Source organism: Cohnella xylanilytica, assembly GCF_014212175.1.
Taxonomy (GTDB): Bacteria; Bacillota; Bacilli; order Paenibacillales; family Paenibacillaceae; genus Cohnella; species Cohnella xylanilytica.
On sequence record NZ_JACJVR010000023.1, the window covers coordinates 1 to 15,829 of the forward strand.

General features: G+C 59.8%; 11 protein-coding genes, 10 tRNA genes and 1 rRNA gene. 21 read left to right on the top strand and 1 reads right to left on the bottom strand.

Annotated features, from left to right (window positions below):
* Positions 1-102: 102 nt before the first annotated feature.
* The 11 genes from rrf to H7B90_RS07180 all read left to right on the top strand — a co-directional run bounded on the left by rrf (position 103) and on the right by H7B90_RS07180 (position 1,094).
* A 5S ribosomal RNA gene (gene rrf, locus H7B90_RS07130) occupies positions 103-219 on the top strand.
* 13 nt (positions 220-232) lie between these two features.
* Positions 233-308, top strand: a tRNA-Thr gene (locus H7B90_RS07135).
* Between the two features lie 12 nt (positions 309-320).
* Positions 321-395 (top strand) — tRNA-Glu (locus tag H7B90_RS07140).
* A gap of 5 nt (positions 396-400) precedes the next feature.
* Positions 401-476 (top strand) — tRNA-Val (locus H7B90_RS07145).
* A gap of 15 nt (positions 477-491) precedes the next feature.
* Positions 492-566 (top strand) — tRNA-Gln (locus tag H7B90_RS07150).
* A gap of 7 nt (positions 567-573) precedes the next feature.
* Positions 574-649, top strand: a tRNA-Lys gene (locus H7B90_RS07155).
* A gap of 17 nt (positions 650-666) precedes the next feature.
* Positions 667-749, top strand: a tRNA-Leu gene (locus H7B90_RS07160).
* Between the two features lie 11 nt (positions 750-760).
* Positions 761-835 (top strand) — tRNA-Gly (locus H7B90_RS07165).
* A 3-nt stretch (positions 836-838) separates the two neighbouring features.
* Positions 839-915 (top strand) — tRNA-Arg (locus tag H7B90_RS07170).
* Positions 916-931: 16 nt separating this feature from the next.
* Positions 932-1,008: transfer RNA gene (locus H7B90_RS07175), tRNA-Pro, on the top strand.
* Positions 1,009-1,020: 12 nt separating this feature from the next.
* Positions 1,021-1,094: transfer RNA gene (locus H7B90_RS07180), tRNA-Gly, on the top strand.
* A 131-nt stretch (positions 1,095-1,225) separates the two neighbouring features.
* Here the strand turns inward: H7B90_RS07180 and H7B90_RS07185 are convergent.
* Entirely contained in the window at positions 1,226-2,437 is a 1,212-nt protein-coding gene (locus H7B90_RS07185; RefSeq protein ID WP_185135176.1) for a glycosyltransferase family 87 protein, read from the bottom strand.
* Positions 2,438-2,714: 277 nt separating this feature from the next.
* Here H7B90_RS07185 and ppc point away from each other — a divergent pair, with 277 nt between their 5' ends.
* The 10 genes from ppc (at position 2,715) to H7B90_RS07235 (ending at position 15,822) form a co-directional block, all read left to right on the top strand.
* Positions 2,715-5,507, top strand: a complete 2,793-nt coding sequence (gene ppc, locus H7B90_RS07190; RefSeq protein WP_185135177.1) for a phosphoenolpyruvate carboxylase — start codon at positions 2,715-2,717, stop codon at positions 5,505-5,507.
* Positions 5,508-5,665: 158 nt separating this feature from the next.
* Positions 5,666-6,223: an RNA polymerase sigma factor SigW gene (sigW, locus tag H7B90_RS07195; RefSeq protein WP_373315994.1), complete on the top strand. Its 558-nt coding sequence runs from the start codon at positions 5,666-5,668 to the stop codon at positions 6,221-6,223.
* Positions 6,224-6,329: 106 nt separating this feature from the next.
* A complete protein-coding gene (locus H7B90_RS07200) occupies positions 6,330-6,944 on the top strand; it encodes a zf-HC2 domain-containing protein (protein WP_185135179.1) in 615 nt (204 codons plus the stop codon).
* A 177-nt stretch (positions 6,945-7,121) separates the two neighbouring features.
* On the top strand, positions 7,122-7,958 hold the full coding sequence (gene cdaA / locus H7B90_RS07205; protein WP_185135180.1) for a diadenylate cyclase CdaA: 837 nt from the start codon (positions 7,122-7,124) through the stop codon (positions 7,956-7,958).
* Positions 7,942-9,390: a CdaR family protein gene (locus tag H7B90_RS07210; protein ID WP_185135181.1), complete on the top strand. Its 1,449-nt coding sequence runs from the start codon at positions 7,942-7,944 to the stop codon at positions 9,388-9,390. The genes cdaA and H7B90_RS07210 overlap by 17 nt, the downstream gene beginning before the upstream one ends.
* 73 nt (positions 9,391-9,463) lie before the next feature.
* Positions 9,464-10,804 carry a phosphoglucosamine mutase gene (glmM, locus tag H7B90_RS07215; protein ID WP_185135182.1) on the top strand — a complete coding sequence of 447 codons (1,341 nt, stop codon included), beginning with the start codon at positions 9,464-9,466 and terminating at the stop codon, positions 10,802-10,804.
* 633 nt (positions 10,805-11,437) lie between these two features.
* Positions 11,438-13,270 (top strand): glutamine--fructose-6-phosphate transaminase (isomerizing), encoded by a 1,833-nt coding sequence (gene glmS / locus H7B90_RS07220; protein ID WP_185135183.1) that lies wholly within the window; start codon positions 11,438-11,440, stop codon positions 13,268-13,270.
* Between the two features lie 211 nt (positions 13,271-13,481).
* Positions 13,482-13,904: a MarR family winged helix-turn-helix transcriptional regulator gene (locus tag H7B90_RS07225; RefSeq protein ID WP_185135184.1), complete on the top strand. Its 423-nt coding sequence runs from the start codon at positions 13,482-13,484 to the stop codon at positions 13,902-13,904.
* A 68-nt stretch (positions 13,905-13,972) separates the two neighbouring features.
* Positions 13,973-14,785 (top strand): SDR family NAD(P)-dependent oxidoreductase, encoded by an 813-nt coding sequence (locus tag H7B90_RS07230; RefSeq protein WP_221481949.1) that lies wholly within the window; start codon positions 13,973-13,975, stop codon positions 14,783-14,785.
* A gap of 110 nt (positions 14,786-14,895) precedes the next feature.
* Entirely contained in the window at positions 14,896-15,822 is a 927-nt protein-coding gene (locus H7B90_RS07235) for an aminoglycoside phosphotransferase family protein (protein WP_185135185.1), read from the top strand.
* Positions 15,823-15,829 lie beyond the last annotated feature (7 nt).

The following is a 15,829-nucleotide window of genomic DNA, read 5'->3' on the forward strand; positions in this document are numbered from 1 at the left end:
TCCGGTTATCAAGGCGCAAGCCTTGATGAATAGTGGTAGAAATTACCGCTGTACAAAGCCGCGAAAACATGGTAACATGCTATTCGCTGCTGAAAAATCCGGTCCGGTGATGATGGCAGAGGGGTTCCACGCGTTCCCATCTCGAACACGACCGTTAAGCCCTCTAACGCCGATGGTACTTGGACCGCAGGGTCCTGGGAGAGTAGGAAGTTGCCGGGCCGGAACCAATCATGCTCTCATAGCTCAGTAGGTAGAGTGCATCCATGGTAAGGATGAGGTCACCGGTTCGATCCCGGTTGAGAGCTCCATTACCTTCATAAGGCCCGTTGGTCAAGGGGTTAAGACACCTCCCTTTCACGGAGGTAACAGGGGTTCGAATCCCCTACGGGTCACCACTTTCGGAGGCTTAGCTCAGCTGGGAGAGCATCTGCCTTACAAGCAGAGGGTCGGGGGTTCGATCCCCTCAGCCTCCACCATCGAATTCTTATCGCTGGGGATTAGCCAAGCGGTAAGGCAACGGACTTTGACTCCGTCATTCCTAGGTTCGAATCCTAGATCCCCAGCCAACTGTTCGAGCCATTAGCTCAGTTGGTAGAGCACCTGACTTTTAATCAGGGTGTCGAAGGTTCGAGTCCTTCATGGCTCACCAGTGATTGTTTGCCACCTGCGCGTGTGGCGGAATTGGCAGACGCACCAGACTTAGGATCTGGCGGGCAACCGTGGGGGTTCAAGTCCCTCCACGCGCACCACACCTTGATATGCGGAAATAGCTCAGTGGTAGAGCATCTCGTTGCCAACGAGAAGGTCGCGGGTTCGAATCCCGTTTTCCGCTCCATATGCGCCCTTAGCTCAGCTGGATAGAGCGTTAGACTACGAATCTAAAGGCCGGGAGTTCGAATCTCTCAGGGCGCGCCATAACGATTAAGTTTTACGGGACGTAGCTCAGCTTGGTAGAGCACCTGGTTTGGGACCAGGGGGTCGCATGTTCGAATCGTGTCGTCCCGACCATGTAAGATCCGTGCGGGTGTAGTTCAATGGTAGAACCTCAGCCTTCCAAGCTGATGGCGTGGGTTCGATTCCCATCACCCGCTCCAACTTTTCAAATGATCGAAGAAGCCTTCGGAGAAGGCTTCTTTTTTTGTTTTCCATGACAAGACGACGCGGAATAATAAAAGCAAACGCCGATCGGCCCTGCGGGCTATTGCGCCCGCAGGGCCGATTTTGATTATCCTCCATGGCGGGATTTGCGCAGGCGATAATCCTTCAGCGGAATCGTCCGTCGCGACTGCGTCTTCCCGAGCTTGCGGGACAGAAGCAAAATTGGGATCGACAGGAGATGGACCGAAGCCATGGCGAGAACGGGAGCGGATGCGTCCGATGCCGTTCCGGCCGGGATCGCGAGCAGCGCAGCCGAGAGCAGCAGGCAGGCCGCTCCCCATCGCTCCCCCGCGGCAAGGCGCAGAGGCGCCGCGGATTCCGCATACTTTTCCACGACGATTCCGACGACGATCGCATAACCGATGAACAGAAGAAGCCGGTCCGGGCTTCCCTGCATCGGGGAGAACCAGAGGGCGCACATAGCCCCGATCAAGAAGTCGAAGCGGCTGCCGGTCGAGCGGCGCAGATCGGGGAGGACGGCGACGACCAGGGCGAACGCGAGGAGGTAGAAGCAGTAGGCGAACCGGGTCTGGAAGGGCGACAAGCCCGAGCCGGCGAGGGCGTTCCATACGAAGTTATCCGGGAAGACGGAGGCGAGCAAGGCGAAATAATCCTCATAGACGCGATAACCGGCGAAGACAGCGGTTGCAAGAATCGCCGCAGCCATCGTCAGCAGAGCGGCAGCGACGCAATCCTTCTTCCCTCTGCGGAAGAACCAGAGGAGAATCGCGGAGGCGCCCGGAGCGAACGCAAGGGCGATTCCAAGCGGAATGCCCGCGGCCTTCGCGCGGTTGCGCTCGAGCCCGTAGAAGGAGAGCAGGAAGAGGGCTAGCGTCAGGACACCCGGCCCGAAGTGGCGAAGCTCCTCGTGGAAAGGGGGAAGGAGCAGGGCGATCGAAGCGATGAACAGGCGGGGCAGACGCCGTTTGCCCTTATATGCGAGACGTACGGCCAGCCAGATCGCGGCGCCGTAAGCGGCGAGAGTCCCGAGGCTCCAGACGACGGCCGCTTGCCGAAGCGGCAGCTGAGTCAGCCAGGCATAGAGAAGGGTCAGCGGCGGCGCGGATGCGAACGGGGCTTCGATGGAATCGGAATCCGATGAGGGAACGAGAACGGGAGCGGTCCGATAAGCGAGGAGAACCAGCCCGAAGGCGAAGAAGCCCGCCGTCAGAAGGGCCGGCAGATGCCGGTACAGCTTGGCGAATAGGGATTTGGGCTCCGGTTGCCGGCGATCCGGGAGCGCGGGACGTTTGGAAGAGTAAACGGTGAAGCCCCTCATGGCCAATCACGCACCTATCTTTGAAGGGATGGGGGGAACCCGACTAGTGTCGGATTCCGAACTTTTGGGTACAGTATAACAAGAACGATACGAGATGTAACACCGTTTTTGTCGAAAGCAAAAGTCGAATCCAAAATTAGCGTATTCTTCCTCGCCGGGAAAGGCGTTCACGAATTCATCACATTATTTGATACGGGGGCAGATTTTCAATATCATTTGTAGTATGATATTTAGAAGGGTGTTAAGAGACAGCACAGCAATGCGTGAGGTGAGAGAGATGACTGAACTGGCTACCGCAAGCCGTCCGTCCTCGAATCATCTGCTTCGCCGCGACGTCCGATTTCTGGGCAACATTCTCGGCGAAGTACTGGTTCATCAGGGCGGCCGCGAGCTGCTTGAGCATGTGGAGAGAATTCGCGAGACGAGCAAGGCGCTGCGAGCCGACTTCGTTCCGGAGCTATATGACGAGTTCCTGAACGCGATCGGCAATCTGGCCCCGGATATCCGGCACCAGGTAATCCGTGCCTTCGCCATTTACTTCCAGTTGGTCAATATCGCCGAACAGAACCATCGGATTCGCCGCAAGCGCGATTACGAGCGTTCGGCCGGAGAGGCGGTCCAGCCGGGATCGATCGAGAGCGCGATCCAGGACTTGAAGGACGCGGGCACGCCGCTGGAGGAAGTGCAGGAGCTGCTGCAAGGGATCTCCCTCGAGCTGGTCATGACCGCGCATCCGACGGAAGCGATGCGCCGCGCGGTGCTCGATATCCATAAGCGGATCGCCGACGAGATGATGGAGCTCGACAATCCGAATCTGACGTACCGCGAACGGGAGAAGCTGCGCGACCAGCTGCTGAACGAGGTGCTGACCTTGTGGCAGACGGACGAGCTGCGCGACCGCAAGCCGACGGTTATCGACGAAGTGCGCAACGGGATGTACTTCTTCAACGAGACGCTGTTCGACGTGCTTCCGGACGTGTACGAGGAGCTGGAGCGCTGCCTCGGCAAGTATTATCCGGAGCGGAGCTGGCACGTTCCGACATACCTGCGCTTCGGCTCGTGGATCGGCGGCGACCGCGACGGCAACCCGTCCGTGACCGCCAACGTGACGTGGCGCACGCTGAACATTCAGCGCGGGCTCGTCATTCACAAGTACGAGACGCTGCTTCGGGCGCTCATGAGGAAGATGAGCTTCTGCACGAGCATCGTCGAGGTCCATGAGGAGCTGCTCCGCTCGATCGAGCAGGACCGCGCCGACGTGGAGCTGAAGACGGTCGAGGCGTGGACGAACGAGAAGGAGCCTTACCGCATCAAGCTGACTTATATGATTCAGAAGCTGCAGAATATGCGCAACGAGCAGACCAAGGGCACGAAGCAGCGTTACAACGACGCTTCGGAATTCGTCGAGGAGCTGCAGCTCATCGACCGCAGCCTGCGCCACCATTACGCCGACTTCGTGGCGGATACGTACCTCAAGAAGCTGATCCGCCAAGTCGAGCTGTTCGGCTTCCACCTCGCCGCCCTGGACGTGCGCCAGCACAGCAAGGAGCACGAGAACGCGATGGCCGAGGTGCTCGCGAAGGCGGGCGTCGCCGCGGATTACGCTTCTCTGTCCGAGGAGGAGAAGATCGAGCTGCTGCATAAGCTGCTGTCCGATTCCCGTCCTCTGCTGCACGAGAACGCGGATCTGAGCGAGAACACGAAGGAATGCCTGGACGTCTTCCGCACGATCTACCGCGCTCAGCAGGAATTCGGCCGGGCCTGCATCACGAGCTATCTGATCAGCATGACCCAGGGAGCCAGCGACATGCTGGAGGTCATGGTGTTCGCGAAGGAAGCGGGCCTGTTCCGCCGCGAGAGCGACGGCTCGATCGTCAGCACGCTTCAATCGGTGCCGCTGTTCGAGACGATCGACGACCTGCATGCCGCTCCGGACATCATGAAGACGCTGTTCGAGCTTCCGGTCTACCGCCAGACGGTGGCCGCGATGGGCAACCAGCACGAGATCATGCTCGGCTACTCCGACAGCAACAAGGACGGCGGCATGGTGACGGCGAACTGGGAGCTGCGCATGGCGCTCAACGGCCTGACCGAGATGGCGAAGGATTACGACGTCCGCCTCAAGTTCTTCCACGGACGCGGCGGCGCCCTCGGACGCGGCGGCATGCCGCTGAACCGCAGCATTCTCGCCCAGCCGCCGAGCACGATCGGCGCGGGCATCAAGATCACGGAGCAGGGCGAGGTTCTGACCTCCCGCTATTCGATGCAGGGCATCGCGTACCGGAGCCTGGAGCAGGCGACGAGCGCTCTCGTGAAGGCGGCTTGGCTGGCCCGCCATCCTTCCAAGGAGAAGGCGTGCGAGCCGCAATGGGACGAGATTATGCCTAGCATCTCGGAGACCGCTCAGACGAAGTACCAGGACCTGATCTTCCGCGATCCCGGCTTCATGACGTTCTTCAAGGAATCGACGCCGCTCTCCGAAGTCGGCGAGCTGAACATCGGCTCCCGTCCTTCCAAGCGGAAGAACAGCGAACGCTTCGAGGACCTTCGCGCCATCCCGTGGGTGTTCTCCTGGACGCAGAGCCGTTATCTGCTCCCGGCGTGGTACGCGGCCGGCACGGCGTTCAAGAAGTACGTCGGCGACGACCCGGCGAAGCTGGAGACGCTGCGCACGATGTACCGCGAATACTCGTTCTTCAGGACGCTGATCGACAACCTGCAGATGGCTCTCGCCAAGGCGGACCTGCTGATCGCGAGCAAATACGCGGCGATGATCAAGGACGACGAGATCCGCACCCGGATCTTCACGCTGATCGAAGAGGAGTACGCTCTGACGAAGGCGATGATTCTGGACATTACCGGCCAGGAAGAGATTCTGGACAACGTGCCGGTCATCCAGGAGTCGATCCGGCTGCGCAACCCGTACGTCGACCCCCTCAGCTACTTGCAGGTGCAACTGCTGTCGGAGCTGCGGGAGAAGCGCGCGGGCGGCGAAGACGACGCCGAGCTGCTGCGCGAAGTGCTGCTCACCATTAACGGAATCGCGGCGGGACTTCGCAATACGGGCTGACGGCGCGGCGATCCGCAATCGCATTAGGCATGATCGAGGAGCTGTCCGGCGGGTCGGAATCGACCGCGGGCGGCTCCTTGCTTTTTGAGAAGGCGTCGATTACCATTTAGGCTAGGAGCATTTATGCGTTCGTTATCGGAGGATGGAACTTGAAGCCAATAGAGACGCGGCTTGCGAGGCTGGCCCGGAAGGGCGACCAGCGGGCGTTCGCGGAGATCGTGGATTTATACAAGGACAAACTGTTCCATCTCGCCTACCGGATGATGAACAATCGCCAGGAGGCGGAGGACGTCGTTCAGGAGAGCTTCCTGAGAGTATACAAGCACCTGGACCGGTACGACGAGAACCAGAAGTTCTCGACGTGGATCTACCGGATCGCGACCAATCTGTGCATAGACAGGCTGCGCAAGAGGCGGCCGATCTATTCGCTGGACGCGGAGAACTCCGATCACGAGGGCTTGGACGGATACGCGATGATGCCGAGCGACGACCGCACTCCGGAGAGCGAGCTTCTGTTGTCGGAGACGCAGCGGATTATTCGGGACGCGATCGAGACGCTGCCCGCGAAGTACAAGTCGGTCATGGTGCTGAGGTACATGCAGGACATGTCCTTGCAGGAGATCTCGGAAGTGCTGGACATGCCGGTCACGACCGTGAAGACCCGGGTGCATCGAGGGCGCGAATTCATGCGGAAGAAATTGGAGAACAAGCTTTGAGCGCACGAACGCATATTTTCCGAAACCGCGACGATTTCGCAGCGTACATTATAGAAGCAATCGCTACGGAGAAGGACCTCCGATGTAGAAGGGGATGGCTCAACTTATGAAATGCAACGCCGCCATCGCATATATGCACGATTATCTGGATCGCGAGCTGCCGCCGGAGCAGACGAAGGAGCTGCAGGCCCATCTCGCCGATTGTCCCGAATGCCGCGAGCGGCTCGAAGCTCTCGAGAAGACGGACGCGCTGATCCGCTCGGTTCCGAAGCCGGCGAACGCGCCCGATTATATGGCTTACCGGATCATGAAGTCGCTGCCCAAGACGCGCAGTCCGAAGACGTGGACGACCTGGGTACGCCGTCATCCGGCCGTCTCCGCGGCCGCGATGTTCCTCGTCGTCATGGTCTCCAGCTTCGTCGCCATGTGGAACCAGAGCCAGCAGCTGACGGTTCGCGGCGCGGATCTGGAGCACGTGGTGATCGAAGGCAACAAGGTCATCGTGCCCGCCGGGCAGAAGGTCGCCGGGGATCTGACGATCGAGAACGGCGTGGCCGAGGTGCTCGGCGACGTTCAGGGCAACTTGACGATCATCGACGGCAACGTGACGCTCGCTTCGACCGCCCATATCGCCGGGAAGATCAAGACGATCGACCGCGCGGTCGACTGGGCCTGGTACAAGGTCACGTCGTGGTTCGATACGATCGCTTACGGTTCCTAACGAGAACATGAACCCGCATCCGGACGGATAGGGGCGCCTCCCTGGGACTAAGGGAGGTTTTTTTGCACTTCAGACAGGATTTCGGCATGGGAGTAGAGAACTCAATAAAGATATATCCTAAGCGTATTCTGACAAGATTCGGGAATCCCGATCGAGACGCCAAACGGGGGGTGCGTCTTGGAAGATTATTTTCAAACACTAACCTGGAAGAGCGCCATTAAAGACGCCGCCGACATTCTGATCGTCAGCTATTTGATCTACAAGATGATCCAGCTTGTCCGGGGCACGCGGGCGGTCCAACTGCTCAAGGGGATCTTCCTGCTTATTATTACGTGGGCGCTCGCCACCTGGCTTAATCTATACACGCTGAAGTGGGTCATGAACCAGCTGTTCCCCTTCGGCGTCATGACGGTCTTGATTATTTTCCAACCGGAGCTTCGAAGGGCGCTCGAGCAGCTCGGGCGCAGCAAGCTGTTCAGCCGGACGGCGGCCGACCAGGACATCAGCCAGCAGATCGGCGAAGTGATCAAGGCGGTCAACTACTTGGCCCGGCGGAAAATCGGAGCGTTAATCGTCTTCGAACGCAAGACGGGCATTAACGAGTATATCGAGTCCGGCATCAAGATGGAATCGAAGATGAGCTCCGAGCTTCTGATCAACATCTTCATCCCGAATACGCCGCTCCACGACGGGGCGGTTATCGTCCGCGAATCGCAGATTATGGCCGCGGGCTGTTATCTGCCGCTGTCCGAGAATCCCTTCATCAGCAAGGAGCTCGGAACGCGCCATCGCGCGGCCATCGGCATCAGCGAGGTGTGCGACGCCATCTCCGTCGTCGTCTCCGAAGAGACCGGACAAGTCTCCTTGGCGATGAACGGCCAGATCGTCCGCGACATCAAGGAAGAGTCGCTGATCTCGAAGCTGTTCGAGGAGCTGCGCCCGAAGACGAAGCAGAGCTGGGATTGGACGCAGCTGGCGTTCTGGAGGCGGAAGGACGGTGACGGCCGTGGATAAATGGCTGAGCAATCCGACCGCGATGAAGCTGGTCGCGCTGGCTCTCGCCCTCATCCTGTGGGCGGTCGTGCACTTCGACGATTCCCAGCCGACGCCGCCCGTCACGTCTTCGCTGGAGACGAAGACGTTCTCCGCGGTGAAGGTGCAGCCCTACGGGCTGAACGAGCGAAGCTACGTGCTGCAAGGCTTCGATCCCCAGACCGTCAAGCTGACGGTGCGGGGGACGAGGTCGGACCTGCTGCGCGCGACGACGGAGGATTACCGCGTTCGGGTCGACTTAAGCACGGCGACCGAAGGGGAGCATACGCTGACATTGAAGGCGGAATTGCCGCGCGGCGTGGACCTCGTGTCCATGACGCCGGATACGGTGAAGGTGACCGTGGAGGAGCTGCAGACGAAGGAATTCGAGGTCGAGATCGCGACGAAGGGGACGCCGGCCCAAGGCTACAAGGCCGGCATCCCGATCCTGCGGCCGACCAACCGGGTTCACGTGACGCTGCCGTCCGGCGAGCTGTCCAGAGTCGTCAAGGTCGCGGGAACCGTCTCGGTCGAAGGGGAGAACAAGACGATCAAGAGCAAGAGCGTGAAGCTCGCCGCTTACGACTCCGGCGGCAACCCGATCGAAGGCGCCTTGCTCGATCCGGCCGTGCTGGAGGTCGACGTGCCGATCACCAACCCGTACAAGACCGTTCCGCTTCAATTCAAGCTGCTCGGGCATATGCCGCCCGGCCTCAGCATCGCTTCGTTCAAGCCGGACGCGGAGCAGGTGACGATCTACGGGCCGCAGAACGTGCTGGACAAGATCGAATTCGTCGAGGCGGACGTTCAGCTCGGCCAGCTGACGAAGTCGGGCAAGGCGACGATCAAGCTGCAGGGCTTGGACGCGATCACGGAATATTCGCCGGCGGAAGTGAACGTGGACGTCGACGTCGTCCTGTCGTCGACCCGCTCGATCCAGGGGCTCCCGGTCACGATCGAGGGGCTCGGCGAAGGGCTGCACGCGAGAATCGTCGATCCGTCGACGGAGAAGGTCGATATTACGGTTCAAGGGGCTCCGGCGATGCTCGACAGGCTGCAGCCCGGCGACGTCGACGTGGTGGCCGATCTGAGCGGCCGCGGGCCGGGGACGTACACGGTGCCGATCGTCGTGAATTCGCCGCGATTCATCGACCAAGCGGGCGGCAATATGTCCGTGACGGTCGAGATTGCGAGCGACGAGCCGGCCATCGCGACTCCGAACGACGGAGAGGGCGATGGAACAAGCGGAGGCACGGGCGCGGCGGACTCGGGAAGCGGGACCGGCGGCACGGATGAGGCGCATCGCGGCGGAGCGGGGGGCGAAGCCGGCTCGGGCTCCGGCTCGGGCTCCGGCATAGGTTCCGAATCGGCCGGAGGCGCGAACAACGAAGAAGCCCAGGCGCCGGAGGAGTAGCCAAGGAGTAAGGTAAGGAGACTGACCCTCGGCGCCTGGAGAGTACAGCGATGAAGGAGAAGATACGATAGATATGGGTAAATATTTCGGAACGGACGGCGTTAGAGGAGTAGCCAATCGAGAATTGACGCCGGAGCTGGCTTATCGGATCGGTCGTTGCGGAGGCGTGGTCCTCGCGGGCCAGGCGGAGCGTCCCAAGGTCGTCATCGGCCTGGACACGAGAATCTCGGGGCCGCTGCTGGAGAGCGCGCTCGTCGCGGGCCTGCTCTCGATCGGAGCGGACGTCATCCGCCTCGGCGTCGTCAGCACGCCGGCGGTGGCGTACTTGACCCGGACGCTGAAGGCGGACGCGGGCGTCATGATCTCGGCGTCGCACAACCCGGTGGACGACAACGGCATCAAGTTCTTCGGCGGCGACGGCTTCAAGCTGCTGGACGAGACGGAGGCCGAGATCGAGCGGCTGATGGACGCCGAGGAGGATACGCTGCCTCGGCCGGTCGGCGGCGGAATCGGCACGGTGACGACGGACCTGGAAGCGAAGCACCTGTACGTCGAATTCCTGAAGACGACGGTGAAGAATCCCTTGGCCGGGCTGAAGATCGTGCTGGACTGCGCTCACGGCGCCGCTTACGAGCTGGCACCGGAGTTGTTCCGCGAGCTGGGCGCCGAGGTCATCGCTTACGGAGCGGAGCCGAACGGCCTGAACATTAACGACGGCGTCGGGTCTACGCATCCGGAGATGCTGGCGGCGAAGGTGAAGGAGCACGGCGCCGATCTGGGCCTGGCCTTCGACGGCGACGCGGACCGGCTCATCGCCATCGACGAGAACGGCGAAGAAGTCGACGGCGACTACGTCCTGTGCATCTGCGGCGACGCGATGAAGCGGGACGGCCGTCTGAAGCACGACACCGTCGTCACGACGGTCATGAGCAACATCGGCTTCTTCAAGGCGGCGGAGAAGATCGGCCTGAAGACGGCCCGCACGGCCGTAGGCGATCGCTACGTCATGGAAGAGATGGTGCGCGGCGGCTACAACCTGGGCGGGGAGCAGTCGGGCCACGTTATTTTCCTCGATTACAATACGACCGGCGACGGCATCCTGACCGGGCTGCAGCTGGCGGATACGCTGAAGGCGTCGGGGCGCAAGCTGAGCGAGCTGAAGAAGGTCATGCGCAAGTATCCGCAGGTGCTCGTCAACGTGCGCGTGGCGGACAAATCGCGTTACCCCGGCAACGCGGCGATCGAAGCGGCCGTCGCGTCGGCGGAGAACGCCCTTGGCGACAACGGCCGGGTGCTGGTGCGGCCTTCCGGCACGGAAGCGCTCATTCGCGTCATGGCGGAAGGACCGGATCGCGCCGAGATCGAGGAGCATGTCGAGACGATCGCCAACGTCATTCGCAAGGAACTCGCCTAATTGTCCGTTCTTGTCATCCAACCTCCGGGTCGAAATCCCGGGGGTTTTGTCATTTCCCGGGAAATCCGCCCGTTGCGGTTGCGCGCGGTCCTGAAAACGAATATGATAGAAAGTACATTCTTGAATAGAGAGGCAGGGCAGAGGGAGAATAAGCACGGATAGCGCCAGAACTTGTCGGTCTTCGCGGGAAGAAGCCGGATGGGACAACAGGAGAATCGAACCGGGACGGAACGAGGGTTCGGTGGCAGCCTGCCCGTTCGGATTCGGCTGTACGGCCATGGCTGCGGTCAAGGCCTGCGGTTGCGCGGAGAAGGCGGCAAGTTGACGAGGTGGAGGCGTTCGGAACGTTCGGCGGGGACCTCCCGGCCCGCATCGGGGCCGACAACCGGAAGACAAATCGCTCAGGGCAACCGGGCGGACAATATTCCGGTACGATGCAGAGGTTAGGATAACGGCCTGTGCAGGGCTATGCTTTTTTTATATCGAGAAGATTACAGATCCATTAGTCCGGCGGGCCGAGCGAAGGCCGCTTGCGGACTTGTTGCTTCAGCTTCATACGAACAATTAGCTGCATGGCGGCCGACTTCGGACTCGTCCGGGCGATGGGAATCCGAAGCGGAGGTCTATTTGAATATGTGCGGAATCGTTGGATATATCGGCAATAGGGAATCGCAGCCCATCCTGATCGAAGGGCTCAAGAAGCTGGAATACCGGGGCTACGACTCGGCGGGCATCGCCGTGTTCACGGAGCAAGGCCTCGAGATCACGAAGACGGTCGGACGCCTGGCCAACCTGGAGGGCCGCCTGACGAGCGAGCCGCTACGCGGAACGGTCGGCATCGGACACACGCGCTGGGCGACGCACGGCAAGCCGTCCGACGTCAATTCGCACCCTCACACGGACAACTCGCTGAAGTTCTCCGTCGTGCATAACGGCATTATCGAGAACTATCTCGAACTGAAGGAAGAGCTCGTTCAGGCGGGCCACCGCTTCCTGTCGGAGACGGACACGGAAGTCATCTCGCACCTCATCTCGGTCGAGTACGAGGGCGATATCGTCAAGGCGGTGCAGAAGGCCGTTCGGAAAATGAGAGGAGCGTTCGCGCTCGGCGTGCTGACCGAGCACGAGCCGGACCGTCTGGTCGCGGTTCGGTACGCGAGCCCGCTCATCATCGGCATCGGGGAAGGCGAGAAGTTCATCGCCTCCGACATCCCGGCCATTCTCGAGCATACGCGCGACATCTACATCCTGAACGACGGCGAGATGGCGGTGCTCACCCGCGACGGCGTCGAGCTGATGACGATCGAAGGCAACTTCATCTCCAAGGAAGTGTTCCACGTCGATTGGGACCTGATGACCGCGGAGAAGGGCGGCTTCGACCACTTCATGCTCAAGGAGATCCACGAGCAGCCGAAGGCTTACCGCGACACGATGCGCGGACGCCTGAGCGATGACGGCCGTTCCGTGGCGCTTAGCGAGCTGAACATCACGCCGGAGCAGCTTCGCGGCATCAACCGCGTGCACATCGTCGCCTGCGGCACCGCGATGCATGCCGGGCTCGTCGGCAAGACGGTCATCGAGCAGCTGGCGCGCATTCCGGTCGAGACCGACGTCGCGTCGGAATACCGCTACCGCTCGCCGATCATCACGCCTGACACGCTCGTCATCGTCGTGAGCCAATCCGGCGAGACGGCCGACACGCTGGCCGCCCTGCGCGAAGCGAAGCGCTGCGGAGCGCGCGTGCTGGCGATCACGAACGTCGTCGGCAGCTCGGTCGCCCGCGAGGCGGACGACGTCATCATCACGCTGGCCGGTCCGGAGATCGCCGTCGCTTCGACGAAGGCGTACACGTCCCAGCTGATCGCGTTCTATCTGTTCGGCCTGCACCTGGCGCAGACGCGCGGCACGCAGGACGAAGCGTTCGTCGCGAACGTGCTGGCCGCGATGCAGGCGCTGCCGGAGCAGGTCGAGAAGATTCTCGCGCAGGCCGAGACGATCAAGGGGATCGCGGAGTCGATCTCCCATCACCGTAGCCTGTTCTTCATCGGCCGCGGCATCGACTATGCGGTCGCGCTGGAGGGCTCGCTGAAGCTGAAGGAGATCTCCTACATCCACTCCGAGGCGTACGCGGCCGGCGAGCTGAAGCACGGCACGCTGGCGCTGATCGAGGAAGGCGTGCCGGTCATCGCGCTGCTGACGCAGGAGGAGCTGTACGAGAAGACGATCAGCAACATCAAGGAGACGAAGGCGCGCGGAGCGCACGTGTTCGGCATCTACAACGAGGGCCACGAAGCCGAGGTCGCCAAGTCGGTCGACCGCCAGTTCGCCATCCCTCGCACGCTGCCGCTGCTGACGCCGGCTCTGTCCGTTATCCCGCTGCAGCTGCTGTCGTACTACGCGTCGCTGGCTCTCGGCCACGACGTCGACAAGCCGCGCAACCTGGCGAAGAGCGTGACGGTGGAGTAAGGCGGTAATCGCTGAGTTGAAATGAAGGTCCCGATGATGAACATCATCGGGACCTTTTTCATTTGAAGACGAAGCGTTTAACGGATAGCAAAGCGGTTCCGCGAGATAGCGTTTGATGATAGCCTCAAAGTTCGGCCTTGACACTCGGAATCTAAACGAGTTATATTTGGTATTAGATAGCCGGCAAAGTAAAAACCGAGGGGCAATACCTATGAACTCATTTAAAGATGATGTATCTTACGCTCTCATTCAATTGATCAAAGAACACCGCAGGCAGGCCGAAGAAGCACTTAAGCAGTTGGGTTTGCATGCGGCGCAAGAGTTTGTGCTTTTTTTGCTCTGGGAAGAAGACGGCCTGTCTCAATCTCAACTCGCGGCTCGCCTCAAGCTGGAACTTCCGACTGTCACTAAATCGGTGCAGCGAATGGAACGTATCGGCTTGGTAAGGCGTCAAGTTGACGATCAGGACACACGTATTTCTCGTGTCTATCTTACCGAATCCGGGCGCGAACTCTATGAGCCAGCCATGCAAGTGTGGAGAAATCTTGATGCTCGTATCTGTCTCAATATGACGGAGCTTGAGCAGGCTTTGTTTCGTCGTCTGCTTCAGCAAGGTCTGGCGAACCTTTCCTAGTGGGAGAGATTCGCTTTATAAGGGATTTTACTTTGCCGGCAAACTATTTAAAGATGGGATGGATAAGTATGAAAATGGAAGTGCCCTCGATGAAAGATCGTATTGCCTTGGTGACAGGAGGAAGTCGTGGCATTGGTGCAGCAACGGCGATTCAGCTTGGACAGAACGGTGCCCGTGTGGCCGTTAACTACTACCGTAATAAAACGGCCGCTCAAGAAGTAGTGGAAATTATTGAGAGCGCCGGAGGCACGGCACTTGCCGTTCAAGCGGACGTCACGAAGCAGGAGGAAGTTGAACGAATGGTCTCGCACGTTCGTGAGACTCTCGGCCCCATTGATACATTGGTTCTCAACGCTCCAGCGTCAAGCAGCTCCTCTTCCGAGATTCCGGCCCACGAACAGCTTCAAGCCATCCTCGCTCCCTTCACGGCAAGTCATTGGTGTATTTTGGACTCATTCGTTCGAGGTCAATTACAAGCGGCTTACTATCCGAGCCAAGCGGTTCTTCCGGATATGATGAAGCAACAACGAGGAAGTATCCTTTTCGTCAGCGCTACTCATGCCCGCCAACCCAACGAGGGAGGAATAGCTGTAGCCGTTGCCGTAGCCAAGGCCAGCGTGGAGGCGATGATGCAGCATATGGCACTAGAGCTGGGGCCCGCCGGCATTAGGGTCAATACGGTGGGTGGAGGAATGATTCTTACCGATCTAAACGCCGGAGCGCCACAGGAGATCAAAAACCAGATAGCTCAAATGACTCCTTTGCGGAGGAACGGCCGACCTGAAGATATGGCATCCGCCATTGCCTTTCTGGCCTCCAATCAAGCCTCATTTGTAACCGGAGCCTATCTCACAGTGGATGGCGGTAACTTTATCATCTAATGGGGACTGCCAGCGCATCGATCTGCAGGGTAAGCTGAGGCATTTCTTGGTTTATCATGTTAAGATTTGATTGGGCTAATAAACGAAGGCACACCCAGGAGGGCAAAGCGATGACCGCCTATGGAAAACCGAGCTTGGCCGCGGGCGAAATCGAGCAAGTGCTGCGGAATCATTTTGGACCCGGCGCGGCCGAGATTACGCCTTTGGCCGGCGGCAACTTGAGCAGCGTGTTCTCCTTCGTCCACGGGGGCAAAGGTTATGTCGTGAAGTTCAGCGATTTGGAAGGCGCGTTTAAGACGGAAGGCTATGTCTCGGACCTGCTGACGGGCCAAGGCCTTCCTTTTCCGAAATGTACGGCGTTAGGGGAGACCGGTCGATTGGCCTACATCGTCATGGAGAGGATGGACGGACGCAATCTGGCCGATTGCACGGCAGAGGAGCAGGCGCGTCAACTGCCGGAGCTTATCGGCATCTTGACCCGTCTGGCTGCCGTGGACGTCGGGACGACGAACGGGTACGGGTGGATCGGGCCCGATGGCAACGGAGCTTACGCTTCCTGGAAGGACTTCGTCGTCGCCTGCTACGCGGAGGATCAGAGGGGGACGTTCTGGGAGAACTGGCACGACCTCTATCGCACGTCTTGCTTGGAGAGAGACGTTATCGAAGAGATCTATGGCCGTTTGATGGCTTACGTGCTCTATAACGAACCGCACAGAGGCTTTATCCACGGAGATTTTCACCAGTGGAATATTTTATCGGACGGCACGCGGATTACCGGCATCATTGACGGGAATTGCCTATACGGCGATTCCCTTGTGGACCTTGCGATCCTCGATCGGCATATGCCGTCTAACGGCGTCATTCAGGCGTATCGAGACCTGCAAGCGAAATCCGGCGTGCCGTTTCCGAATTTCAAGGAGCGGCTGAAGGGCGCCTATTATTTCAAAGGGCTCGACGGGCTTCGCTTCTATGCGAAGATGGGATGGAGAGACGCTTATCTAGTCACGCGCAATTTTCTTTTAAACCTGGATGCATAATCCGGAA